The organism is Paenibacillus sp. LS-5 (genome assembly GCF_056121505.1).
This window is the reverse complement of sequence record NZ_JBWAVA010000011.1, coordinates 169,837-193,813: the sequence shown is the minus strand read 5'-3', so window position 1 is coordinate 193,813 and position 23,977 is coordinate 169,837. Positions and strand designations below refer to the sequence as shown.

Sequence of the window (23,977 nt, the reverse complement as noted above, 5' to 3'; positions counted from 1 at the left end):
AAGATTTAAGACAGTCTTACAACATACGTAATGAACTGGTACGCATTATCCCTCAGGACCGCCACGGATGCCAGCAGTTTCTTGCCCGAAGAACTCCAGCGCAGCTGGTCAGCCACCTCAATGTCATTCAGCACAGGCGTCTGCTCTCCAGTCTCCACCTCGGTGATGAACAGACCATCCTGGTCATCCGCCGCACTTGCGGCAGTGGTTGCATAAGCCAGCTTGCTGCCGTCCGGCGACCAGCTGGTTCCGAAGATCTGCTGGGCTGCGGCAAGCCGGGTCTGCTCGCTGCCTTCACTGTCGCAGAGCAGCAGCACCATCTCTCCAGGCTTTGTCCGCTCGACAATAGCCAGTCTGCTCCCGTCCGGTGACGGGACGGCCCACATTACATTCTTTTTCAGCACCTTAGTTTGCCTGGTTTCTGTATCATAGGCACACAGCTGGCTGTCTTCACCTGTGACGTAGAGAATACGGCTGCCCGTCTGAATCACCTCATGGACAAAAGGTATCCCCGTCTTCAGCACTATCTCCTGCTTGCCGTCCACGCCTGCTTTAATAATATTGCCCTCCATATCCGGGTAAAGCACATGCTCGTTGTCGGCCCAAGCCCCTTCCTCACTCCGAAACTCCGCATCGCCCGCCTTTACCGAAATACCCGTAGCCAGATTCATAATGTAGCCGAGGCCGGTAGCGTCATAGAGTTCTTTGTAAAAAAGCTGGCTTTTGTCCGGAGACAGCTGTGCCGCGCCATAATTCTTCTCACCCTCCTGCAGCGGCGTTTCTGCACCTGAAGAGAGCGTACGGAGATAGAGATTATGCGGATACCGTTCCTGGCCTTCCACCGTCTGCGGAGGAAGACTGCGGTTTTCATGGTCCACCACTATCGCCTCTTCACTGGCAAAATCCGTCCCGCGAATCCCCTCCATCTTATCAATGCCCTCCAGCTTCAGCTTGGTGTAGACCGATTCGCTGGTGTTGTCCATGACCGTGATCTTTTGGCCGGATTCCTCTACGGTCTGACGTGTTTCAGTATTCTCCCTGCTGCAGGCAGCCATGGATAGAAAAACAGCACTGTACAGCAGAATCTGCAGGGCTTTGCCTGGCCTGAAGTGCTTGCGCGGATTCATAGTGGTTCCCCCTTGATTGTGTTGCTCCCAGCATACCGGAAACTTATTTCCAAACTGCTCACCAAATGTTTCCAAGTTGTAACTTAATCTCTTCAATCCATGACGGGAAAAGACAGCTCGAACGCCGTACCCTTCCCGTCCGGCTCCAGCAAGGTAATCGTTCCGTTCTGCTTCTCTACCAGATTGCGGACCAGGGACAAACCTAGTCCTGTCCCGCCCGACTGTCTGGAGCGGTCACGGTTAACTGTATAGAAAGGCTCGAAGATCTTATCTCTGGCCTCCGCAGGAATCCCAATCCCGGAATCCCTGACCGTGATCCAGACCCTGTGGTCCCGGACCCTGCTATGAAGATGAACCGTCCCTTGCGGGACATTATATTTGATCGCATTATCCAGCAGATTGATAAAAATATGCATGAAGCTTTCCTTATCGATCCAGATAGATGCCGGTTCTACGTCCAGCGTGAGGGTGAGCCCATACCGCTCTGCCTTGCCTTTCATACGGCTGCAAATATCCTGCAGTGCATCTGCTACCTCCAGCAGCTCCGCCTGGGATTCAAAATCATATTTCTCCAGCGCTGTCAGCTGCAGCACCTTCTCTACCATTTCATAGAGCCGCTGGGTCTCCTTAGCAATACTGAGCTTGGCATCCGACAGCAGCTTGGGATCATCGTCGTACATGTTCAGGAGGTCAACATAGGCCTTGATCGAGGTCAGCGGCGTCTTGAATTCGTGACTGATATTGCCGATGTACTGCTTCTGCTGCTGCTCCAGCGCCTGCAGCTTCTGCACGGCAAGCTGCAGCTTGCGCTGCTCCTCATCCTTCGCGGCAATGCTGCTGTCAATCTCCCGGCTCATGAAATAAATGCCCTCCGCCAGCTCACCCAGCTCGTCTGCGCGCTTAACTGGAGGAGCGGAGATGTACTCGCCGCGGCGGATGGATTCCGCCGCCTTCTTCAGCCGGCCGATGGCCGCGGCAGCCTTGTTGAAATACAGGTAACCACCAATGAAGCTTAAGACCAGAACCACAGCACCTGTGGTCAGGAAGAGATTCAGCAGCGTCCGCCGGAAGCTCTGGGCTTCCTGCAGCGGATACTCCAGTCCGATCACTCCCATCTGTTGATCCGGCCCCTGAAGCGGCGCCAGATAGAGCATGGTATCACCTGTGCTCTGGTAGGCGATTTTGTTCTGCAGCGCATAGGCTAGTGCAGGTTCAGGTTTCTGCCCGACCGCCGGATCTTCCTCCTGCCGGGATGTCCCTACCTGCTCCCCCTCTGCATCGTACAGTGTCACCTGCAATCCGGTGAACCCGGCCAGCTCTGCGGCCAGCGCTTTTCCCCGCTGCTGCATGAATGCCTGCGGGGCTAGCCGCGTGCCGGTATAATAGGTCTGTTTGACGCGCAAATTCACCGTTTTGACATGCTGGGCAAGTACGCTCTCGATCTGCGCCTGCTGGTTACGCCCGACACCTTGCAGTACGAAATAGCTCAGGATGCTGATCGACAGAATCAGCAGCACCGCCAGAAACAGGCTGAACTTCAGCTTGATGCTGATCCTCATGCGAAGCTCCCTGCCGGAACCGCTTTATAGCCAACTCCATAGACAGTCTGCAGAATATTCTGATACGGCTCACCCAGTTTTTTGCGCAGCCGCTGGATGTGAATGTCCACTGTGCGCGTGCCGCCGGCATAGTCCATCTCCCAGACCTGCTCCAGAAGTTCTTCACGCATATAGACCCGCTGCGGATGGGAGAGCAGCAGGTGCAGAAGATCGAACTCCTTCGGTGTTAGCTCCAGAAGTTCCTCCCCAAGCTGGGCAGTTCTCCGGTCTGCCTGAACCCGAAGCGCACCATATTCGATCAGCTCACTCCGGACCTCAGCCGTATTCTTCTCCAGCCTGCGCAGCAGCGCCTTCACCCGGGCCAGCAGTTCCCGGATCTCAAACGGCTTGGTCATATAATCATCCGCACCCAGCTCCAGGCCGACGATTTTATCGACAATATCATTTTTGACGGTGAGCAGGATAATCCCGATGTCATCCCGGTCCTCCAGCTTGCGGCATACATCATACCCGTTCAGCTTCGGCATCATCACATCAAGCACCATCACGTTCGGATGGAAAATCCGTGCTTTGGCAAGCGCCTCCTCACCGTCTCCGGCGGTATCTACCTCATAGCCTTCACGTCTCAGCGCATAGGCAATCGCGTTCACAATGCCTGGCTCGTCATCGACTACCAGCACTTTTTGGTTCATTTGAGGTTCACCTCTCTTCTTTGCGGTTATTTATTTCATGGCCCGGCCTGGCTCATTCGTAACCTTGCCCTTGATTTCCACCTATCTCACTGACGGACAGCGTGCAGAAAAGTTACCATTAACTCAAAATACGGTGACCCGCATGATAACACGAAATATCCGCCAGAGGTTCATTCTTTAGGTTATCTTAAAGAAGAGTTAAGCTTAACCTCAGCTTTGCCGGCTACAATGAAATTAAGCATAAAAGTATCCAAGCCGACAAAACTAATAACCCCATGCCGATATAATATAACTTGAAAAGAGGATAATTTATATGAATATAAAACGAGTGATGATTGTCGGGAGCATGATTGTAGCTATCTCATTTAGTGGAACCACCTGGGGCAAGCCCGTCGCAAGTGCGAGTCCTGTCGCCAAATGGTCCGTCACCAATGTAGCCGAGAAGGATGAGCTGCTGGAGGCGCTGAACCAATCTTCGGACGAGGAGTTGTATGACGCGTTGTATGACGGCAAGTCGCTCAAGGATATCGCTGCCGAGAATGGCGGAAATATTGGAAGCGTCATTAACTTGCAGGTGAAGCAGCTTACACAGCAGCTCGATCAGCGCCTCGCCAGCGGCAGCATTACCCCGCAGCAATATACCGCGCAAAAAGCCGAATTACAAGAGATCGTGACGCAAAGTGTTATGACTTCATTCGGCTGACAAAGGTACATATTCTCTATATAGTCTGAAGAAACAGGCAGTCTCCTAAGCAGTATTTTTCTGCGGAGAGAGCCTGTTTTTTTATTTTGTGCGCAGATGTGCCATTGAATCCCTGTCCGCTCTTTAAATAGAACGAAAGCCACCTTATCTAGAGTAGAAATCCCCCTACTCTTACATCCAAGACTAGTGCTGGTTCTTGCTGTACCCCATGTTCACGACTTCTACTAATCTACTCTATTGACCATTGGAATATTATCACATATTATTGCAATAATAAAAAATTAATCCTAAATAACGGCATTTAGTCAGGTGGTGTTTCCATTGGAGTCTACAACCACGATTCGCGATCAATTAGCGGCTTATCTAGCTCAGCAAGGCATGTCCATTAATCAATTTGCTCTCCAATCCAGAATTAATTCCGGGACACTCAGTCGTGTGATTAGCAACAGGCAGCCGATTGCCATGAATCATCTGGAGCGGATCACACAGGGGATGGGGCTGCAGGAGGATTATTTCTTTAGTTTATATGTGGATGAATGTTTTCTTCACTCGGCACCGACCTGGCGGCGGTTACGCCCATTTCTGATACGTTCTGCGGAGCTCGGCCGCCTTGATTGCATTGAGCAAGTGGTTCTGAATCTGCTCGACAATCTGATCTATGCTCCCATGCTATTTGAAGTGGCTGAAGGACTGTATCAGCAGGGGCAATGGCAAGCTGCGGCGTTACTCTACAAGAATGTGAGTGCCAGTGAGAAATATCAGAACTCGGAGCGGCTGGCGGTATGCCAGTACCGGCTATTTAGAATTGCTCTAGGGGACGATCAGAGCATTAATTTGCGGGAGGCAATCCTCTTTGAATGTTACATAGATCGGTTGGATGAGGCTGAACAATTAGATGGAATAATAGATCTGCTGCATGTCTACTATTCCTTACAGCATTGGCCTAAAGTGGAGGAACTCGCACAGAAAATGCTCCGGCTGGCCACACTACGTTATAATCTACAGCACCATTCGAGTCGTAAACAGGTCAACGGCAAAATGCCTCAAAGACCGCTGTATCTATATATTCTGAACGCCCATCTCTTCCTATCAAGTATTTACATGGAATATGGAGACTATAAATCTGCTCTAGAGCGTGTGCCACTCTATATGGATGGAAGCTGGATACAAGAGGATAATGAAGAAGTTCAAAAGACTTTAACCCAGTTTCGGGAGTGGGGGACGGCGAACATCTATTTGTACCGCGTACTGGACGGACAGATGGATGTTCTGGCTGATTATGTGGAATATATCTCAACGCAAACGGACGAGATATTTACGGCGGTGTACCATATCATCAAATCGGCTAACCGGTACGAGTGGAATGTAGATCACATTCTGGATCGCTTCTCTGCCCACATCCCATACCGTTCCTACAGATCGGAATTTGGTGAATACAATCAGCAGATTATGGCAGACAAACACGCCAGGTTTCTTGCTGAGCTGGCGGCTTATTACTTACATAATCAACGAAATGAAGGAATTAACTTCATACTGCAAAGTTTGGAATCATCTGCTAGAATTAACAACGAGAGCATAGCAATCACTTGTGTCGACCTGTTTGAACAATATCGGTACGCAGCAGGAGAAGACCAAATGGAGAGATACAAACTTCTGATCAGAGAGGTGCGGAATTCAAATGCCAAGAAAATTTATCAAGCTTCTAGTTTTATGTAGTTTAGTCGCTGTAGCTGTCATTGTTCTCCCTGCAGGAAACACTGTAATCGTGGCAGATAGTACTCCATCGTTGATCCAGCCTATGTCACATGGTATTGGCGGTAGTTGAGTCTCTTCCCCCCAAAAGTCCGCTGACTAACCAAGCGACGCTCCCGATTAATTTCGGGAGCGTTTTTTATTTGCCTTATCTAAAAAAAAAAGCAACATTCCCCCTGCGGTCAGCAGAAATGTCACTTTTGTTGTATACCGGTTGATTTTGGATCCAGGAGGACTTACACCTTAGGTTTATCCCGGGTAACCTCCAGAATATCAAGGAAGAAGACGAAAATAGGAATCCCGAGGATCAGCCCCCATACACCGATATAATGCTCGGAGAACAGCAGCACAATGAAGGTGTAGAACATGGGCAGGTTCATTTTGGAAGACATCAGCTTCGGATTCAGGAAGTAGCCTTCCATGAAATGCAGCACGGCAATCAGTCCCAGCACATACAGCGTCATTACGAGACCACCGATATTGTAGCCGATGATACACAAGGGGATAAGTGAAATCACAAACCCAACCACCGGAATTAAGCTTAACAGGAAGATCATGATCGCCAGGGCGAAAAGGTACGGGAACGGCTCAAAAAAGAAACCCATAATCCATAAGCCCACCACAGTGAACAGGGTATTGAAAAGAGCAATGAGAATTTGCGCTTCAATGACCTTGCCGAACGAAGAGATGAATTTCTTGCCGAAGTATTCCAGTTCCACATAGAACCAGGAAATCTTGCTGTCTCTCAGGCGGGAGGTGAAATTGACAATGCGGTTTTTCTCAAGAATGAAGACAAAGCTCAGAATAGTTGCTAATACGAAGGTAGTTCCCCAGTTGCTGATTTTGAGCACATATCCAATGCCATGGGTCATATAGGATTCATAATTCAAATCCTTCAATTGATTGAACAGATACTGTGTAATTTCATTCTGCGGGAGATCTTCAGAGGTTAGAGTGGTTAAAAAATCGGTCAACTGCTTAATCTGCGTGTATACCTTGGGCAGGTATTTGACGAGCGTTAGGACGATCATCGTGATTAGAGCGAGGTATAATATAACAATAATAACCTTGCTGTTCACCTTGACGAATTTGCCGATCCGCCTCGACAGCAGCACCTGAAAGCTATTCATTACGTAAGCAATCAAAAACGTCAGAAGCACCAAATTGAGCATATCCCGGATACTGTACAGCAGCAGTGCAATCAGCGCCAGAATCAAAAAGCGCCGGACTGTTAAATTCGCATAATAACGCTTAAATACATCCATCGTTCCTCTGTTCCTCTCCATTCACTTGCAATTAGTCCTTACTATATAGTCTACAGTACCGAAATCACTTATAGCAACTGAACACCCCTTCAAATATGCGAAAACACAAACTTTATGTCGGATTATCGGAGGCAGTCTGCCGTATGCTATAATATATGGAAAAAAGCTGGAGGCTGAATCCTTTATGGGTAAAATTATCTGCATCACCGGTGCATCATCCGGAATAGGGCTGTCTTCTGCTCTGAAATTCGCGAGCGAGGGCTGGACCGTCTATGCGGGAACCCGCAACCTGGAACGGGATCAGGAGCGGTTCAGCGAAGTGGCCAATCTGAAATTTGTAGAGATGGAAGTCACTGAGCCTGACAGCATCCAGCGGGTAATGGATCATATTGAGCAGGAGCAAGGCCGCCTTGATGTGCTGTTCTGCAACGCCGGCTTCGGCTACCTCAGGGCGCTTGGACAAGCGCCGATAGAAGATATTCACCGCGTATTCGACACCAATGTCTATGGAGTCATGCATACGATCCGTGCGGCGCTTCCCCTGCTGCGCAAGACCGGATACGGGCATATTGTCGCGACCTCCAGCGTGGGCGGGCTGGTGGGCCAGCCGATGAACGAGATCTACTGTGCCAGCAAGTTCGCCCTGGAAGGCTTGCTGGAAAGTATGGCTACCTATTACAAACCACAGTTCAACATTGACATCTCTTTGCTTGAGCCCGGTGCGATCGCTACGGAGTTCAACAAAACTGTACTTGGGCATGTAGCCAAAACCGGCGGCATTCTGGAAGACGAATATAAGCCGATTCTGGATGCCTACACCGGGACGTTCCTCCAGCGCAACGTAGAACCCCAGACGGCGGACTCTGTAGCCGAAGTCATGTGGGACTTGGTGCACATGGACCCCAAGCCGCTCCGAATCCGCACTTCGGAACGGGCGGAAGAATTCGTCGCCCGCAAAGTAAGCACAGATCCTACAGGCCTGGAGGGCGTGCTTAGCACCCGCCGGATCCAGCTGAATATGTAAGGTCCTTCGAATGAACCGGCGGTTCAGGCGGTTCCAGTGATTCCGGCCAGCTCCCGCTCCATCAGCTCCTGATTGCTGCGGTGAAATTTGCGCATATTGCGGGGGAAGGTGCAGCCTGCAATGAGCCGATCCACTCCCCCCTGATCTCCGGCAGCTACAGCTGCCCGCAGGCTGCGGATATAGCCCAGTCCGGCTAACCTGCGGCACTCAATGTCCAGCAGACTATCCGCTGCCTCCCCATGTCCGGGGATCAGCAGCGGAACAGGATGCCTGGTTATGATCTGTTCCAACTTGGAGAGTGTAGCTTCGTAGGCAGTACTGCTGTCATAGATATAAGGAAACTCCACATCAGACAAATAATCCCCGGCTATAAGCAATTGAGATCCATTAACCACCGTGAACAGGCCGTCATTAGTATGACCCGGTGCAGTATACCCCGTTAACTGCAGCTCCCCGAATGCCATCGTCTGCCCCTCCTGCTCCATAATATGATTCACAACCGGATAAATAATCTCATACGGTCTTTTGAGATAGTAATCATCGTCAAAAGCCCGGATCTCCTCCAGAATCGTTTCCCGCTCTTCCCGGCTTTTCTCCGCAAAAGCTCTGCTTGCGATAACCTCAGCCTCGGGGAAGGCACCATACCCGATAATATGATCAAAATCGGAATGCGTGAACAGTAACAGCAACCTTCTTCCGCCAAGGATACCGCTGACATACTGACGAATCTCCTCCACCTCCCGCGGCAGCCAGCAGGGGTCAACGACCAGCACAGCATCGGTACTCTCTACCACCAGCGAGTTCGTCTCATAAAGATCACTCTGGAACAAGGTGATCTCTCCGCGCTTCCACTTCAGCATTTGGTCTCCTCCTTAACAATGAACTGCTGACCCTGACAAGAGCCATAGGTTTCTTATCATACGTCCATTGTACAGTGTGCGTTTCAGATGCTTAACTGACTAACACAGGAGTAGCACAACCCAGATTGCTTCACCTTACCGAAGCACAGCAACTATGCTATGACACACTAAGACTATGTACACCTTCCCCTACGTACAGCTGCCCCGCTGGCACATGGTCAGCGGGGCAGTTGATTTTCATATTCTACTATCTCTGGATCGGTTCAATCCGGTAGACTCCGGTACCCGAAGGCTCGTCTGTAATCCGCCAGCCGAAAGAGAGCGCGGTTTCCAATCTGTTTTTCTCGGCTTCGGTCAAAGCTACTTCCGCCGCTTCCTTGCCTTCCTCCAGCTCCAGCTTGGCCTGCTTGCCAAGAGCAACGGAAATCCAGCTGCGTATGCCGCGAATGGTATTATATTTGATCTGGTAGCTGCCGGTTACCGCCTGTCGGAATTCCTCCGGCTGCTCATCTGCCAGAGTGGTCAGCCGGGCATAATCAAATTCATATTCACTCTTATCCACCGGCAAATCGCCCGCCTCTACTCTGCGCAGCAGCTCCTCATCGGACCAGCCGAAGGATCGCAGTGATTCCAGCAGCAGGGCATCCCATTGCGACAGCTTTACTTTTATATTGGTCTCTGTCATCTCATCGCCTCCCGTTATCATTGTAGATTAGTGCTGGACTCAGTCAAGAGCCACATAGTGGCCCGGACTTACTTCGCGTAATATTGCCTGTGCCGTTGCTTTCTCTTCTCCAGAGTAACCTTCCAGCCTGATTCTCTGGCTACCCTTACGCGGGTCTGTCTCCAGAATGGAAGACATCAGTGCCTTAGTATAGGGATGGAGCGGGTTGTCATACAATTCATCACTATCCGCTACCTCAACCAGCCGTCCGCCGTACATGACGCCGATGCGGTCTGAAATATGCCGGACCATTGACAGGTCATGGGCAATGAACAGATAGGTCAGACCGAACTCGGACTGCAGATCCTCCAGCATATTGACGACCTGGGCCTGCACAGAAACGTCCAGCGCCGAAATCGGCTCGTCGCAGACAACAAATTCAGGCCGGACCGACAACGCCCGTGCAATAGAGATGCGCTGCCGCTGTCCGCCGCTGAACTCATGGGGAAAGCGGTACAGATGCTCCCGCTTGAGCCCTACCCGTTCTAGAAGTCCGGCAACTGCTTCCTTGCGCTCCCCACCCTGATAAATTCCATGAATCTTCATCGGCTCACTGATCAGCTCGAGCACATTCAGGCTCGGATTCAGTGAGGAATACGGGTCCTGAAAGATCGACTGAATACGGCGGCGGAAAGGCTTAAGCCCCTTCTCTCCCAGCTTGCCAAGCGGCTGTCCATCAAAGAACACCTCGCCACCGGTATAATCGTACAGCCGGAGCAGACAGCGTCCCACTGTGGACTTGCCGCTGCCCGATTCGCCCACCAGCCCGAAAGTTTCCCCCTGGCGGATCTGAAAACTCACGCCATCGACAGCCTTTAGCACAGCTGTATCGCGCCCGCGCATATCCTTGCCTTTAGAGAAGTGCTTGTGAAGGTTATTCACATCCACCAATACTTTACTCTCACTCAACGGAATTCCTCCCCTCGGCATAAGCTGCCGTCTGACCCTGCGTATCCTTCGCCAGCCAGCACATTGAGCGGTGACCCGCAGCAAGTTCTACTGTAGGCGGACGTTCGCTGCAGCGGGCAAAAGCATGAGGGCAGCGCTCCATGAACGGGCAGCCCGGAGGTGGGTCGAGCAAATCCGGCGGTGTGCCTTCAATCGGAATCAGACGCTCGCGTGAACCACCTCCGCGCTTCGGAATCGAGCGCAGCAGCCCCTCCGTGTACGGATGCTGGGGACGGTAAAAGATATCCTCTACCGTCCCTTCCTCCATAATCAACCCGCCATACATCACAATCACGCGGGTGCAGACCTGTGCAACCACACCCAGATCATGCGTAATCAGTGCAATGGCCGTATCAGAATTTTCTTTGAGCTCCTTGAATAGATCCAGAATCTGCGCTTGTATCGTCACATCCAGCGCTGTTGTCGGCTCATCGGCAATCAGCAGCTCGGGCTGACAGGACAGCGCCATGGCGATCATCACCCGCTGCCGCATTCCGCCGCTGAATTCATGCGGATACTGCTTCAGCCGCTGCTCCGGATTCTGGATGCCGACCTGGAGCAGCATCCTGGCTGCTTCAGCATACGCTTCTTCTTTATTCAGTCTACGGTGCCTGCGGATGACCTCCGTCAGTTGCTGGCCGATTTTTTTCACCGGATTCAGGGAGGTCATCGGGTCTTGAAAGACCATCGCGATCCGGTTCCCCCGCAGACTCCGCCATTCTTTCTCTGAAAGTCTGCTCAGACGCTCGCCGCGAAACTCGATATTCCCGGCCGTTATGCGGCCCGGAGGAGCGATCAGTGACATAATCGCTTTGGCCGTGACACTTTTGCCGCTGCCGGATTCCCCGACAATCCCTACCGTTTCACCAGCATCTATATGAAAGCTGACCCCCCGGACGGCCTGATTCTCCCCATCCCGGGTAGCGAACGAAACCTGTAAATCTTCAACAGACAGCAGCCGTGTCGTCATGATGTCTTCACTCTCCCTATCTCCGCATCAGCTTCGGTTCAAAGCCGACACGCAAAATATCACCCAGCACATTAAAGCTCAGTACAGTCAGCAGGATCAAAAGACCCGGAAACAGCGCGAGATAAGGCGCCTGGGCAATATAGCCCTGTGCGCTGTTCAGCATGCTGCCCCAGGTTGCATTCGGCGGCTGTACCCCAAAGCCGAGAAAGCTCAGCGACGATTCCATCATAATCGCCGAAGCGATATTGTTCGTCGCACCTACGATAATAACCGGCACCAGACCAGGAAGAATATGACGCCAGATAATACCTGAGGCACTCTGACCTGAAGCTTTGGCATAGAGCACATATTCACGTTCCTTGATCGTCATCGTCTCCGCCCGGACAACCCGCGCCACGTTCATCCACATCAAGAGGGCAATAATAATGATAATGTTGCCGACACTTGGCTTCAAATACACGCTGAGCAGCAGCAGAATCAGAAAGGACGGGATCGACATGATTACATCCAGCAGCCGCATCAGCAGATTATCCAGCCAGCCGCCAAAGTAGCCGCTGATTACACCTATGGTGGCCCCGATGCCGGTTGCCACAATCATCGAAGCGAAACCGACCAAGAGAGAGATGCGCCCGCCGTATAGCGCTCTCGCCAGATAATCGCGGCCATAGTCGTCCGTCCCGAACCAATGGCCGGCACCCGGTGGCGTAAGCCTAGCCATGGCGTCCATAGCATTGGGGTCATAGCCGGACAGAAAGGCAAATACTGCCCCAAGCGTGAACACAATCAGAATCAGCAAGGCGGCGACACCCAGACCGTTCGCAAACAGTTCGTCCTTTATATTTTTCCATTTACTGCGATTCATGAGGTCACCCCTTTAGTTGGATTCGTGGGTCCACGAAGCTGTAGAGTATATCTGCCACCAGATTGCCAAAGATCAGCATCAGGGAGGAGAACAGGGTAATCCCCATGATTACCGGATAATCCATTCCCTTAACTGCTGTCATGCCCAGCGAGCCAATACCTGGCCAGGAAAAAACCGTTTCCGTCACGATGGCACCCGCCACCAGATCGCCCATAGACATCCCGAGCAGCGTAATCACCGGCAGCAGCACATGCTTCATGACATGACGGAACAATATCGTCGACTTCTTCGAGCCGAAGGCATACTGAATCTGCACATACTCCTCCTTCAGCTGTCCAATGGTGCTTGAGCGGATATAACGCACATAACCGGCAAGAAAACCAAAGGCCAGCACGGAGCAGGGTAAAATCCCATGTTTGAGCACATCCGCCGCGGATTCCACCCCAATGGTGCGCATGCCCATGCTCGGAAGCAGGTGCAGCTTGATCGCGAACAGGTACATCAGCAGAATGGCCAGCCAGAATAATGGAATGGAGATGCCGATATAGGAAATGAAGTTAATCACCTTGTCGGCCCAGCGATTCCGGTTCGCTCCGGCAATTAGGCCAAGCGGAATCGAGAGCAGTACAGCCAGCGCAATCGCGCTGCCCATCAGACCGGCCGTTGCCGGCAGGCGCTCCAGAATCTGCCCAAGTACGGGCTGGTGATTAATCAGGGAATACCCGAAGTTCCCCTGCACCATTTCTTTGATCCAGATGAAATATTGAATATAGGCCGGTTTGTCCAGTCCCAGGTTATGACGGATACGCTCAATGTCATCCGCATGCATGTTGGGTGTAACAAAAGACAGCACCGGATCTCCCGGAGCCAGCTTGATCATGGTAAAGCACACGACCGATACAAAGAACAGCATCGGCAGTGTTTGCAGTAATCTTCTTACGATGAGTTGTCTCATACGCAGCTTCTCCCGCTCCCCACCGGCAAAAAAATAAGCTGGGCGGCCCAGCTTATTTTTTCCCGCACTTATTTTCTCCGCTCTTATTTCTGATAAATCTTGGACAGGTCTTCGAAAATAACAACAGGCTTCAGTACTGCTTCTTCAAGACCACCGTAGTTCTTGGATATAGCAACAACAGTTTTGGTATAAGCGATTGGATAGATCGGCGCATCCTCGGCGACGAGCTCTTGCGCTTTTTTGTAAATATCCGCACGTTTGGCTGTATCAGCTTCGCCTGCACCATCATTCAGCAGCTTGTCGACTTCCGGATTCGCATAATGCGAATAGTTCGAAGACGCTCCAGAGGTGAAGAGAATGCGGTACGCATCCGGATCATAGCCCATAATATAACCGGTCAGGGCCAGCTCGAAATCGGTAGACTTCAGATCGATGAACTTCTGCACCCAGGCAGAGGAATCCATGTTCTGCAGTTCAACTTCCACACCGACGGCCTTCAGCTTCTGCTGCACATAAAGCGAGATAGCTTCCTGCGCTTTGTTGCCGCTCTGTACGATGAATCTCAGCTTCAGATTGCTTACTCCTGCTGCTTGAAGCATCTCCTTAGCCTTCGCTGTATCGTTATCGAAGGTAGGTACATCATTGGTGAAGTACAGCGCGTCCGGAGTCAGGAAAGACTTAGCAGGATCGGCATATTCACTTGAAGTGTAGGCTGTCTGGATAATCTCATCACGACTGAGCGCGAGTGACAGGGCTTGACGGACTTCTTTCTTCGCCAGGGCGCCGGTATCGCTGTTCGCATTGAACATCAGATACGACAAGCGTCCTTCGGCGTAAGGCAGGATTTCAAAATTATTGGTCGCCTGAATCGTGCTTACATCCTTCGGATCCAGGTACTGTACATTAATCTCGCCATTCTGCAGGGCCAGGTTCGCAGCATTCGCATCCTTGGCAATCCGGTAGGTGACCGAATCCAGGTGCGGCTTGCCCCCGAAATAGTTGTCGAACCGTTCCAGCGTCAGATATTCGCCTGCCTTGTATTCTTTGAACTTGAAAGGACCGGAGCCTACTGGAGCAGCATTTTTGGTGCTCTTCTCAATGTCTGTTTCATTCTCAAAAATATGCTTTGGAATAGGAGTTACCTGCACGAGTGTAGCTTCAAACGCCGGGCTGACCTGAGGCAGCTTGAATTCCACAGTCAAATCATCCACTTTCGTGACAGTGATCGGTTTGTCATTAATCAGGAAGTTGGCCCGCAGAAAGCTGTTCTGCTTCTCATCCAGAATCTTCTCAATAGTGAACACCACGTCATCGGCTGTAAGCTTCTCCCCGTCATGCCAGGTAAGTCCGCTCTTCAGCTTCAGGGTATAGGTTAAATTATCGGCAGAAGGTGTCAGGCTATCCGCAAGATAAAAGGTTTTCTCACCGTTGTTGACTTGGAACAGCGGCGCATACAGCGCCTGGTCGATCGTCAGGCTGACACGGTCGCCCGCATAGTTTGGATTAAGCACTACCGGATCGGAAGCTACTCCGATAATCAGGTTCCCTCCATCTTTCGGCCCTTCGCCCGCAGCAGGCTGCTGAGATTCCGCAGGTGTCCCGCTTGCTGCCGGTGATGCGGCGTTGTTGCCCCCGGAGCACGCACTAATCAAAAAAGTTAACAATATTATAGCTACAACCCCAGATAATCCTTTGCGCATATCTTTCTCTCCTCCATGGTCTGTGAGCATGCCCACTCTTTATTTTCAGAATTATACATCGGAATACTAGGAATTACAATGGATTTGAATTTACATAAATGTAGCATGAATGGAAAATACACTACTAGCTGCCTCCCCCGTAAAAAATGAGGGTTAATCCAGTAATCCTGCAAATATATTAAATACATATAATCCATACATCTATCGATACTGGAGTGGACAATGATGAGTGAGAGCAAAATGCGGGTACTGCTTGGCAGCCCGGTTCACCAAAAGCCCCATATTCTGCAGGAATTCCTGAATTCACTACAGCGCTTGCGGCGGGTTAATATCGAGCTGGATTTCTATCTGATCGACGACAATGAGGACAGGGCGTCCAGCCGCCTGCTTGAAGCCTTTGCAGCTAGCGAGAATGAAGTATTCCTGCAAGCCTCCGGCTGTCATGATGCCTATATCCGAAATGAAACAACCCATTACTGGAACTTCAGCCTCGTCTGGAAGGTGGCGGGCTTCAAGAACCTGATGATCCGGCGGGCTGAAGCCTTCGGTTATGATTATCTGTTTCTGGTCGATTCCGATCTGATTCTGCACCCGGACACCCTGCTGCAACTAATCCGGGCAGACAGGGACATTATTTCCGAGATCTTCTGGACGCAGTGGCATCCAGGCACTCCGCAGCAGCCACAGGTCTGGATGCATGATGAATATAACCAATGGGAAGGTGAGCCGGGCGAGCAGCCCAGCCAGGAAGAAATCAGCCGCAGATTTCATCTGTTTCTGGCCAAGCTGCAGCAGCCTGGCATCTATGAGGTTGGCGGACTGGGCGCCTGCACCCTGATCAGCCGTAAGGCAATTGCTGCAGGCGCCAGTTTTGACAGAGTACGCAATATCTCCTACTGGGGCGAGGACCGCCACTTCTGTATCCGTGCTGCCGCCCTGGACATTCCACTCTATGTGGATACTTGCTATCCCGCACTGCACGTGTACAGAGACAGCGACCTTGATAAGGTGGCAGATTTCATCCGGCGTAGCACGGTGGTGCCGAAGATGTTTACTTTTACAAGTAGGGATAGTAACGAAGTTGAAGCTCCAGCCGGGACGCAAGCGGTGAATACTGCCGGGGCTGAATCGTCTGCCCAGTCCGCCGGCCAGGACAGCGACAAGCTTTGGACGGAGTCGGAGGCTTTGCAGCAGCTACGCAAGGAGCCGTTGTCGGCAGAGGAAACAGACAGCGGCAAGGCCGCCCGTGCGGCGGCTGAATTTGCTGCATCTTTTGAAAGACGGGCTGGGCTGGACAGACCCAAGCTGACCCTGACCATGGTGGTCAAGAACGAAGGCCGGCGCTTTCTGCGGCAGGCACTGCAGTCGCACCGCTTGTACATTGACGAGGCAGTCATTATCGACGACGGAAGCACCGATGATACGGCTGACATCTGCCGCGAGGTTCTTCAGGGGATTCCGCTTCACCTAGTGCGCAACAGCATCTCCAAGTTCAATAATGAATCCGCACTGCGCAAGCAGCAGTGGGACGAGGTTGTGAAGACCGAACCCGAATGGATACTCAGTCTGGATGCGGATGAGATTTTTGAAGAGCGGTTTGCAGAGGACATCGACAGCCTGCTGCGCGAGGACAGCTGCGATTTGTTCTGCTTTCGACCATATGATTTCTGGGATGACCAGCATTACCGGGAAGATAAGTATTGGCGCTCCCATCTCAGCTACCGGCCCTTTCTGCTCCGCTACCGCAAGGATTTCAGCTATGCGTGGAATGACCTTCCCCAGCAATGCGACCGGCTGCCGGAGAATGTTTTTGAGCTTCCTCATCTGCTGAGCAATCTGCGGCTGAAACACCTGGGCTGGTCCAGGGCAGAATTCCGGCTGGAGAAATATCAGCGCTATATGCTGCTAGACCCCGACGGCCAGTACGGCTGGAAAGAGCAGTATATGTCTATTCTTGACCAGCATCCACATCTGGTTCCTTGGATAGAGTGAGCGGTGGTATAATGAACCTCATGCGGTTAGAACCCTAGACCGGCCAATCTTAACCCCAGGAGGTACATCTTGAAAGCTGATCCGGCACTCCATTCCGCTTCATCCAAACGCAATTATACGCTTCAACTGCTGACGGTATTCGTCGGCTATCTGATCTTCGGCTTTTCTGAAAATATCAAAGGCCCCGCTATCCCGCGTATCCAGAGCGATCTGCGGCTGGATGAGATGCAGCTCGGCACTCTTTTGTCGCTGAACTCTCTCGGGTATCTGCTGGCCTGTACCTTTACAGCTCTGCTGATCCGCAAGATTGGTATCAAAGCAGTCAGCTTGCTCGCCTTCGGCTCCATGGCCGTCTCGGGAGTATTCATTTTCCTCTCCCATAGTTACCCGGCGCTGTCAGGCTCTTTTTTCCTGATGTATATCGGCAACGGGATGCTGGAAATCGGGCTAGCTGTGCTGGGGGCAAGAATCTTTGTGAAGAATACCGGGACGATGATGAATCTGTCGCATTTCTTCTATGGGTTAAGCTCGACCGTGGCTCCGCTGATCTCCTCCGGACTGATGACGGTGACGATATTCGGCCATATGCTGGATTGGCGCGGAGTGTATCTGATTATATTGATGCTGTCCCTGATCCCTATGATTCCAGCGTTTCTGGGCAAGTTCCCCGAAGATGCTACGCTTACTGAGGACCGGATTCCCCTCTCCGCGATTTCCCGGGATCCGGTCATTTGGCTGCTGGTCGCTGTGCTTTCGTTCGGCGTTATCTCAGAGCTGGCTGTCGGCGGCTGGCTGGTTAATTTCCTGGAAAAAGCCTACGGCTGGTCAACCCCGGCTGCTGCCGGCATGCTGTCCGCATTCTTCCTCTGCTTCACGCTGGCGCGGCTTGTGCTGGGACCCTTGACGGACAAGATCGGCTTCGCATTGTCGCTGATTGTGTTCTCTGCCTTCACGGGCATCTGCACGTTTGCTGCTATTGTGTCGGGGGAACCCGGTGCTATTCTGTTCGCCATCGCCGGCCTTGGGGTCGCTCCCATCTACCCGACAGTTATGGCGCTGATCGCGGACCGCTACCGCAACGGAAGCGATACGGCAATCACCTTCGTCGTCACCCTCATCGGTGTAGCCAGCGTACTGGGCAACTACTTCATCGGGGCGATCACCGAAGGGATCAAGGAAATGTTCTCCTCCGGACAAGAGGAAGGAATAGGACTGCTGCGCGGACTGCAGGCGGGTTACGGCTTCATTGGACTGTGTGCACTGCTGTGCTCTTTTTCGGCATATCTGCTGTATCGTCACTTGAAAACAAAAGGGCAGCTGATGTAAAAGGACTTGTCTGGTGCGTTAGGTGTGTTAGGTGCATCTGGTGCTCTGGTTGGCGTCTGCATCGTAACCGATACAAAAAACAAGCGTCCAAGCCTTTACGGCTGTGGGCGCTTGTTGGCGTGGAACATCAGGTACACTATAAAAATCTGCTAAATATATACAAAGAAGCAGCCAGATTTACGGCGGATGCAACCAGCAACATCACATAATTGGCATACTTGCGTGACCCTGCACCTGCCTGTGCCGCCCTGATCTCAAAAGCCTGAAATAAACACAGTATACTCAGGCTGAAACTCATCAAAGGCAACCACACATTTTCATTAGGCTTAATAAATACAAGGATTGCAAAAATAAGGACTGCCACCGAGAAAAAATAACGAACTCCTTTTAACCATGATATTTTCCTGATTTTCTCACCCCCGCTGGGTTCATGCGGCCAACTGTTATCAAGCTAAACCGCCTTGACTCTACAGCCACTACATCTATTGTACAAAAGTAATATGGAACAAAATAGGATAAAATGCGCTTTCCTCAGTAAAATTGGACGGCACCGCGGATTTCCCTGGTTTAATAAAAATAGCTGCACAACATACCGTTCAACATCCGCGATGAAATCCGCGGCCTGTTAAATTGTACGAAGTGCAGCTACGCTGTCTTTTTGATTGTCGAAGCGGGCTTCCAGCCTCTTCATTATTTAGAGTGAAGCGCCTCTGCCGGCTTCGGATGGCTGATCGATACGGACAGTTCGCCACCCGCTTCGCCTACCTCCATCACCGACCCTTCCTCTGCCTCACCGGCAATCAGTGCACGCGCCACACGGGTCTCCAGACTCCGCTGGATGAACCGTTTGAGCGGTCTTGCACCATATACCGGATCAAAACCTTCTCTTGCGATAAACCGTACCGCTGATTCGCTAAGCACAAGACCAACGCCGCGGTCTGCCAGACGCAGGCGGAGTCCATCTACCAATTTGACCACAATCTGCTCAATCTCAGCCAACTGAAGCGGCTTGAACATCACAATATCGTCTACACGATTCAGGAACTCTGGCCGGAAATGGCCGCTCAGCTCCTTCATGACCCGGTCCTTAACCGCATTCGTAAGCTCCCCGTTGTCATCGGTGCCCTGAATAAGATGCGGCGAACCGATGTTGGAGGTCATGATGATAATCGTATTCTTGAAATCCACCATCCGGCCCTGTGAATCGGTCAGCCGTCCGTCATCCAGCAGCTGCAGCAGGATGTTGAATACATCGGGATGGGCCTTTTCCACCTCATCTAGCAAGACTACCGTGTATGGCTGTCGGCGCACCGCTTCGGTAAGCTGGCCGCCTTCCTCATAACCGACATACCCTGGAGGCGCACCCACGAGACGGGAGACGCTATGCTTCTCCATATACTCCGACATGTCGATGCGGATCATGCCGTCTTCGCGGTCGAACAGCGACACCGCCAGCGCTTTGGCCAGCTCAGTCTTGCCCACACCCGTCGGCCCGAGGAACAGGAAGGAACCAATCGGCCGGTTCGGATCTTTGATGCCTGCTCTGGCACGGAGAACCGCATCCGCCACCAGCCGGACGGCCTCCTCCTGTCCAACTACCCGCTCATGCAGCGTATCCTCCAGCCGCAGCAGCTTATCCCGTTCACCTTCAACCAATCTGGTCACCGGGACGCCTGTCCAGCGCGATACGATATCGGCAATCTCCTCTTCGGTCACGGCTTCACGGAGCAGCCGGCTCTCCTGATCCTGCGAAGCCGCCTCCTCCGCTGCCTTCAACTGCCGTTCCAGGTCGGGAATGATCCCATAGCTCAGCTCCGCAGACTTGTTAAGATCGTAGACCTCCTGCGCATCCACCAGGTCTTTCCGGGCTTGCTCCAGCTTTTTCTTCAGTTCGCGCAGTCCCTGAATGGCCGACTTCTCCTTCTCCCAGCGGGCCGTCATGCCCAGATGCTTCTCCTTGAGATCGGCCAGCTCACGCTGCAGGGTTTCGAGGCGGCGCTTACTGGCGTCGTCGGTTTCTTTTTTGAGCGCCGCTTCTTCAATCTCCATCTGCATCAGACGGCGGGTGACCTCGTCCATCTCTCCCGGCATGGAATCAATTTCTGTGCGGATCATCGCACAGGCTTCGTCCACCAGGTCGATGGCCTTATCCGGCAGAAAACGGTCCGTAATATACCGGTTCGACAGAACGCCCGCAGCTACCAACGCGCTGTCATGGATTTTGACCCCGTGATGGACTTCGAAGCGTTCCTTCAGTCCGCGCAGAATGGAAATGGTGTCCTCCACATCCGGCTCGTTGACCAGCACTTGCTGGAAACGGCGTTCCAGCGCGGGGTCCTTTTCAATATATTTGCGGTATTCATCCAGCGTCGTTGCCCCGATACAGTGCAGCTCGCCGCGCGCCAGCATCGGCTTTAGCATGTTGCCGGCGTCCATCGCACCTTCAGTCTTACCCGCACCGACAATCGTATGCAGCTCATCGATAAACAGAATGATCCGTCCGTCACTCTCGCGGATCTCCTTCAGCACCGCTTGCAGCCGCTCCTCGAACTCTCCCCGGTACTTAGCCCCGGCGATCAGCGCGCTCATATCAAGCGAGAAGATCGTCTTGTCCTTCAATCCCTCCGGTACATCCTTGCGGACAATCCGGTGGGCCAGCCCTTCCACAATCGCCGTCTTTCCGACGCCCGGCTCACCAATCAGCACCGGATTGTTCTTGGTTTTGCGGGAGAGAATGCGGATGACCCGGCGAATCTCCCCGTCACGCCCGATCACAGGGTCCACCTTGCCTGCCCGCACCTCAGCCACCAGATCGCGCCCGTATTTCTCCAGCACCTCATAAGTAGCTTCCGGCTCCCGGCTCGTCACCCGCTGATGCCCGCGGATCTCCGCCAGCACCTCCAGCAGCTTGTCGCGCGTCAGTCCGCGGCTCGTGAACAGCCCGCGCAGCTCCCGGTTCCCGCTGCTGGAGTCGGACACCATCGCAAGTACGGCGTGCTCCACCGCCACGAACTCATCCTGCATCTGAGCAGCCTCCTTCTCAGCCTGCTCCAGCACGGCGATCAGCGACGGCGATGCATACCGCCGCATCGTTCCTGCCCCGGAGCCGCTGACGCTGGGCTTACGCTGCAGCAGCTCCTCCGTACCCTGCATCAGCCCGGGTACGGGAATATTCATCTTCTGCAGCAGGCGCGGCAGAAGACCCTCATGCTGCTGGAGCAGCGCCTTGAGCAGATGGAGATTATCAATCTCCTGATGCCCCGCGGACGCTGCCAGCGACTGCGCTGCGGCAACCGCCTCCTGCAGCTTCTGTGTTAACTTGTTGAAGTCCATTTTCCTTCATCACCTTTCTGTGAATTGTACGCTCGCCCGGCCATCGCCCGCGCCGCCCGGCGCTTAGCCCATCGCGGCTTTGCGCCGCGCTGCGCCCGGGCCCTGCCGCTTGGGCCCGGCCTGAAAGCTGCCAGCTTCAGCCAGCTGGCGGTACAGCTTCTTCTCCGCCTCCGACAGGTCGGCGGGAATCACGATCTCCACCGCGAACAGAATATCACCGTTCGCACCATCCGGCCGCTTCAGGCCCTTGCCGGAGAGGCGCAGCGTCTGGCCGCCGGCCATCCCGGCCGGGATCTTCAGCTTCACGCTGCTGCCGTCCGGCAGCGGAACCCTGGCTTCGCCGCCGAGCACAGCCTGCCATGGGGCAATTTTTACGGAGCCGTACAGGTCTCCGCCCTCCGGCTCATAGATTTCATGCGGCAGCAGATGCAGCGAGATCAGCAGATCACCGCCTTGTACCGCCGCATTCCCCCCGCCACCGGGAATCCGGATAACAGTGTCCTCAGCGGCACGTGCCGGAATGGTGACATTCACATCTTTGCCGCCGACTTGAACTCTGATGTTCCCGCCTTTGTAAGCCTGCTCCAGTGTGATCTCAAGCTGCGCCTGCATCGTGCTGCGTCTCTCGCTGAAGGGACTGCCGGCGCCGCCGCTGCTGGAGAAAAAATCAAATCCCGCCCGGTCCGCAGCCCCCCGGCTCCCAAAAAACATACCAAACAAATCCTCTTCAGGAATACCGCCCCCGGAGGAGGAGTAGCCCCCGCTCCATCCCGTTCCAAAAGGCGAGTCACCATACCCTGGCGATGAAGCACCACCCCGCCGCGTCCCGCCTCCGGCTGCACCGCCAAAACCATAGCGGAGCTCCTCATCATAGGTTTTTCTTTTCTCCTCATTGCCCAGCACCTCATATGCTTCTGCCGCTTCCTTGAACTTGGCTTCCGCCTCCGGTGCTTTGTTGACATCGGGATGCCACTTTTTGGCCAGCTTCTGGTATGCCTTTTTGATCTCCTGCTTCGAGGCCTTTTCTCCAACGCCCAATGCTTCGTAATAGTTTGCCGCCAAGGGTACCTCCTCCTTTCTTGCGATTGAGCCGCGCTCCTTGTCTACCTTTTATTACCCTATTTCCTATGGTGGTGCTGTAGAATCTACAGCTAATCTATTTCGTGAAAAGGCGCACCATAGCCGGAATCCCCACTACAATGCGCCTTATGATAGTGCTATATGAAAAGCCCGGTGAACCGGCTGTTCCTGCAGGGATCTTAGGGGAACGGCACTGGCCGCCGGCCCGGGACACCCTTTATACCAGCCTATCCGGCCGGACTTGAACGTCTGCTTCCTTCAACATTTGCGAACACTAGCACATTCGCAGCATGCTCCGCTTCCCTCAGATGCCTGCTGCATGCCCAATGCCAACTTGCTGATTATTGAAGCTGCTCTCCGGAAGAGCCGCTGTCCTGGATCTCAATGCGTTTGCCCAGCGGCTTTTGCCGTTTCGGTACCGACAGGGTCAGCAGACCGTCCTTCAGCGAAGCGCGGATCTCATCCTCGGCAATATCCTGCACGTAGAAACGGCGGACGTACTCGCCATATCGGCGTTCTCTGCGCACCACCTGATGGTCTTTGTTTTCCTCACTGTTTTCTTCCTTGCGTACTGCCTTAATCGTCAAATAAGGGCTGGCATAATCAATGTCGATTTCATCTTTTTTGAAGCCGGGCAGTTCCGCCTCAATCAGATACGCCTGCTCACTCTCGCGGATATCTGTACGGAAGGACAGGGTGGAGCTTTTCATCGGTGCAAAAAAATCATCATTAAACACTTCATTCAGGGACTTGGCCAGCACACCAAAAGCATCATCTCTCCGTTTACCAAAAGGAACCAAATCAAACATCTCTCATTCTCCTCTCTTTGACTTTGACTTTATTTGACCTATGGCTTTATTATAGTCCCCTTTGCGGGGGAAGACAAAACTTGTATAAGCCGAAAAACCGGGGAAATCCGGCATTTCAGCTCATTTTCATAACCAAAATTTAGTGTTATTGCTTATTTGACCTTATTTGACCTTCGTGGCTGGATAACGCTCTTGGTACTCATTCTCCAGCATCTCATCATCACCGCATTATGGTACTCCTGGTTATAGAAAAACGTCTGGCACCGCGCGATTATTATATGCGTAAGCCTCGAGTT

At 52.7% G+C, this 23,977-nt stretch carries 19 protein-coding genes; 5 read left to right on the top strand and 14 right to left on the bottom strand.

The window, feature by feature from the left end; translation table 11 throughout:
- Positions 1-5: 5 nt before the first annotated feature.
- From AC0MA3_RS17235 to AC0MA3_RS17225, 3 genes are all read right to left on the bottom strand, one after another.
- The gene (locus AC0MA3_RS17235; RefSeq protein ID WP_474657093.1) at positions 6-1,127 is read right to left on the bottom strand and encodes a TolB family protein; all 1,122 of its coding nucleotides are present in this window, start codon (positions 1,125-1,127) and stop codon (positions 6-8) included.
- 92 nt (positions 1,128-1,219) lie between these two features.
- A complete protein-coding gene (locus AC0MA3_RS17230; RefSeq protein ID WP_474657092.1) occupies positions 1,220-2,686 on the bottom strand; it encodes a sensor histidine kinase in 1,467 nt (488 codons plus the stop codon).
- Positions 2,683-3,378 carry a response regulator transcription factor gene (locus tag AC0MA3_RS17225; RefSeq protein ID WP_474657091.1) on the bottom strand — a complete coding sequence of 232 codons (696 nt, stop codon included), beginning with the start codon at positions 3,376-3,378 and terminating at the stop codon, positions 2,683-2,685. The genes AC0MA3_RS17230 and AC0MA3_RS17225 overlap by 4 nt, the downstream gene beginning before the upstream one ends.
- Positions 3,379-3,691: 313 nt before the next feature.
- Here AC0MA3_RS17225 and AC0MA3_RS17220 point away from each other — a divergent pair, with 313 nt between their 5' ends.
- Together AC0MA3_RS17220 and AC0MA3_RS17215 are read left to right on the top strand one after the other, a co-directional pair.
- A complete protein-coding gene (locus AC0MA3_RS17220) occupies positions 3,692-4,081 on the top strand; it encodes a hypothetical protein (RefSeq protein WP_474657090.1) in 390 nt (129 codons plus the stop codon).
- Between the two features lie 321 nt (positions 4,082-4,402).
- Positions 4,403-5,797, top strand: coding sequence for a helix-turn-helix domain-containing protein (locus AC0MA3_RS17215; protein ID WP_474657089.1), 1,395 nt, complete (start codon positions 4,403-4,405; stop codon positions 5,795-5,797).
- Between the two features lie 272 nt (positions 5,798-6,069).
- Here AC0MA3_RS17215 and AC0MA3_RS17210 read toward each other — a convergent pair whose 3' ends face one another.
- On the bottom strand, positions 6,070-7,098 hold the full coding sequence (locus tag AC0MA3_RS17210; RefSeq protein WP_474657088.1) for an AI-2E family transporter: 1,029 nt from the start codon (positions 7,096-7,098) through the stop codon (positions 6,070-6,072).
- Positions 7,099-7,282: 184 nt separating this feature from the next.
- Here AC0MA3_RS17210 and AC0MA3_RS17205 point away from each other — a divergent pair, with 184 nt between their 5' ends.
- Positions 7,283-8,122: an SDR family oxidoreductase gene (locus AC0MA3_RS17205; RefSeq protein ID WP_474657087.1), complete on the top strand. Its 840-nt coding sequence runs from the start codon at positions 7,283-7,285 to the stop codon at positions 8,120-8,122.
- A gap of 23 nt (positions 8,123-8,145) precedes the next feature.
- On the opposite strand, the gene AC0MA3_RS17200 is transcribed toward AC0MA3_RS17205, so the two are convergent.
- The 7 genes from AC0MA3_RS17200 to AC0MA3_RS17170 all read right to left on the bottom strand — a co-directional run bounded on the left by AC0MA3_RS17200 (position 8,146) and on the right by AC0MA3_RS17170 (position 15,141).
- Positions 8,146-8,982, bottom strand: a complete 837-nt coding sequence (locus tag AC0MA3_RS17200) for an MBL fold metallo-hydrolase (protein WP_474657086.1) — start codon at positions 8,980-8,982, stop codon at positions 8,146-8,148.
- A 247-nt stretch (positions 8,983-9,229) separates the two neighbouring features.
- Complete coding sequence (locus AC0MA3_RS17195; RefSeq protein ID WP_474657085.1) at positions 9,230-9,667, bottom strand: hypothetical protein; 438 nt, start codon at positions 9,665-9,667, stop codon at positions 9,230-9,232.
- A gap of 39 nt (positions 9,668-9,706) precedes the next feature.
- Complete coding sequence (locus AC0MA3_RS17190) at positions 9,707-10,636, bottom strand: ABC transporter ATP-binding protein (protein ID WP_474657084.1); 930 nt, start codon at positions 10,634-10,636, stop codon at positions 9,707-9,709.
- The gene (locus AC0MA3_RS17185) at positions 10,608-11,624 is read right to left on the bottom strand and encodes an ABC transporter ATP-binding protein (protein WP_474657083.1); all 1,017 of its coding nucleotides are present in this window, start codon (positions 11,622-11,624) and stop codon (positions 10,608-10,610) included. Before AC0MA3_RS17185 ends, AC0MA3_RS17190 begins: the two co-directional genes overlap by 29 nt.
- Positions 11,625-11,640: 16 nt before the next feature.
- The gene (locus AC0MA3_RS17180; protein ID WP_379157871.1) at positions 11,641-12,486 is read right to left on the bottom strand and encodes an ABC transporter permease; all 846 of its coding nucleotides are present in this window, start codon (positions 12,484-12,486) and stop codon (positions 11,641-11,643) included.
- 4 nt (positions 12,487-12,490) lie between these two features.
- Positions 12,491-13,441, bottom strand: a complete 951-nt coding sequence (locus AC0MA3_RS17175) for an ABC transporter permease (RefSeq protein WP_474657082.1) — start codon at positions 13,439-13,441, stop codon at positions 12,491-12,493.
- A gap of 83 nt (positions 13,442-13,524) precedes the next feature.
- Positions 13,525-15,141 carry an ABC transporter substrate-binding protein gene (locus AC0MA3_RS17170; protein WP_474657081.1) on the bottom strand — a complete coding sequence of 539 codons (1,617 nt, stop codon included), beginning with the start codon at positions 15,139-15,141 and terminating at the stop codon, positions 13,525-13,527.
- 225 nt (positions 15,142-15,366) lie between these two features.
- On the opposite strand from AC0MA3_RS17170, the gene AC0MA3_RS17165 reads away from it, so the two are divergent.
- Both AC0MA3_RS17165 and AC0MA3_RS17160 read left to right on the top strand, forming a co-directional pair.
- Complete coding sequence (locus AC0MA3_RS17165; RefSeq protein ID WP_474657080.1) at positions 15,367-17,133, top strand: glycosyltransferase family 2 protein; 1,767 nt, start codon at positions 15,367-15,369, stop codon at positions 17,131-17,133.
- A 69-nt stretch (positions 17,134-17,202) separates the two neighbouring features.
- Complete coding sequence (locus AC0MA3_RS17160) at positions 17,203-18,459, top strand: MFS transporter (protein WP_379157859.1); 1,257 nt, start codon at positions 17,203-17,205, stop codon at positions 18,457-18,459.
- A gap of 690 nt (positions 18,460-19,149) precedes the next feature.
- Here the strand turns inward: AC0MA3_RS17160 and clpB are convergent.
- The 3 genes from clpB to AC0MA3_RS17145 all read right to left on the bottom strand — a co-directional run bounded on the left by clpB (position 19,150) and on the right by AC0MA3_RS17145 (position 23,681).
- Positions 19,150-21,792, bottom strand: coding sequence for an ATP-dependent chaperone ClpB (clpB, locus tag AC0MA3_RS17155; RefSeq protein WP_474657079.1), 2,643 nt, complete (start codon positions 21,790-21,792; stop codon positions 19,150-19,152).
- 63 nt (positions 21,793-21,855) lie between these two features.
- Positions 21,856-22,854 (bottom strand): DnaJ C-terminal domain-containing protein, encoded by a 999-nt coding sequence (locus AC0MA3_RS17150; RefSeq protein ID WP_474657078.1) that lies wholly within the window; start codon positions 22,852-22,854, stop codon positions 21,856-21,858.
- A 359-nt stretch (positions 22,855-23,213) separates the two neighbouring features.
- Entirely contained in the window at positions 23,214-23,681 is a 468-nt protein-coding gene (locus AC0MA3_RS17145; protein ID WP_474657077.1) for an Hsp20/alpha crystallin family protein, read from the bottom strand.
- Positions 23,682-23,977: the final 296 nt, after the last annotated feature.

Excerpts from the sequence above, each read along its gene's own strand:
- AC0MA3_RS17225 (WP_474657091.1), bottom strand. The coding sequence starts at position 3,378 with ATGAACCAAAAAGTGCTGGTAGTCGATGACGAGCCAGGCATTGTGAAC.
- AC0MA3_RS17170 (WP_474657081.1), bottom strand. The coding sequence starts at position 15,141 with ATGCGCAAAGGATTATCTGGGGTTGTAGCTATAATATTGTTAACTTTT.
- AC0MA3_RS17185 (WP_474657083.1), bottom strand. The coding sequence starts at position 11,624 with ATGACGACACGGCTGCTGTCTGTTGAAGATTTACAGGTTTCGTTCGCT.
- AC0MA3_RS17195 (WP_474657085.1), bottom strand. The coding sequence starts at position 9,667 with ATGACAGAGACCAATATAAAAGTAAAGCTGTCGCAATGGGATGCCCTG.
- AC0MA3_RS17210 (WP_474657088.1), bottom strand. The coding sequence starts at position 7,098 with ATGGATGTATTTAAGCGTTATTATGCGAATTTAACAGTCCGGCGCTTT.
- AC0MA3_RS17235 (WP_474657093.1), bottom strand. The coding sequence starts at position 1,127 with ATGAATCCGCGCAAGCACTTCAGGCCAGGCAAAGCCCTGCAGATTCTG.
- AC0MA3_RS17200 (WP_474657086.1), bottom strand. The coding sequence starts at position 8,982 with ATGCTGAAGTGGAAGCGCGGAGAGATCACCTTGTTCCAGAGTGATCTT.
- AC0MA3_RS17180 (WP_379157871.1), bottom strand. The coding sequence starts at position 12,486 with ATGAATCGCAGTAAATGGAAAAATATAAAGGACGAACTGTTTGCGAAC.
- AC0MA3_RS17230 (WP_474657092.1), bottom strand. The coding sequence starts at position 2,686 with ATGAGGATCAGCATCAAGCTGAAGTTCAGCCTGTTTCTGGCGGTGCTG.
- AC0MA3_RS17220 (WP_474657090.1), top strand. The coding sequence starts at position 3,692 with ATGAATATAAAACGAGTGATGATTGTCGGGAGCATGATTGTAGCTATC.
- AC0MA3_RS17165 (WP_474657080.1), top strand. The coding sequence starts at position 15,367 with ATGAGTGAGAGCAAAATGCGGGTACTGCTTGGCAGCCCGGTTCACCAA.
- AC0MA3_RS17205 (WP_474657087.1), top strand. The coding sequence starts at position 7,283 with ATGGGTAAAATTATCTGCATCACCGGTGCATCATCCGGAATAGGGCTG.
- clpB (WP_474657079.1), bottom strand. The coding sequence starts at position 21,792 with ATGGACTTCAACAAGTTAACACAGAAGCTGCAGGAGGCGGTTGCCGCA.
- AC0MA3_RS17190 (WP_474657084.1), bottom strand. The coding sequence starts at position 10,636 with ATGCCGAGGGGAGGAATTCCGTTGAGTGAGAGTAAAGTATTGGTGGAT.
- AC0MA3_RS17175 (WP_474657082.1), bottom strand. The coding sequence starts at position 13,441 with ATGAGACAACTCATCGTAAGAAGATTACTGCAAACACTGCCGATGCTG.
- AC0MA3_RS17145 (WP_474657077.1), bottom strand. The coding sequence starts at position 23,681 with ATGTTTGATTTGGTTCCTTTTGGTAAACGGAGAGATGATGCTTTTGGT.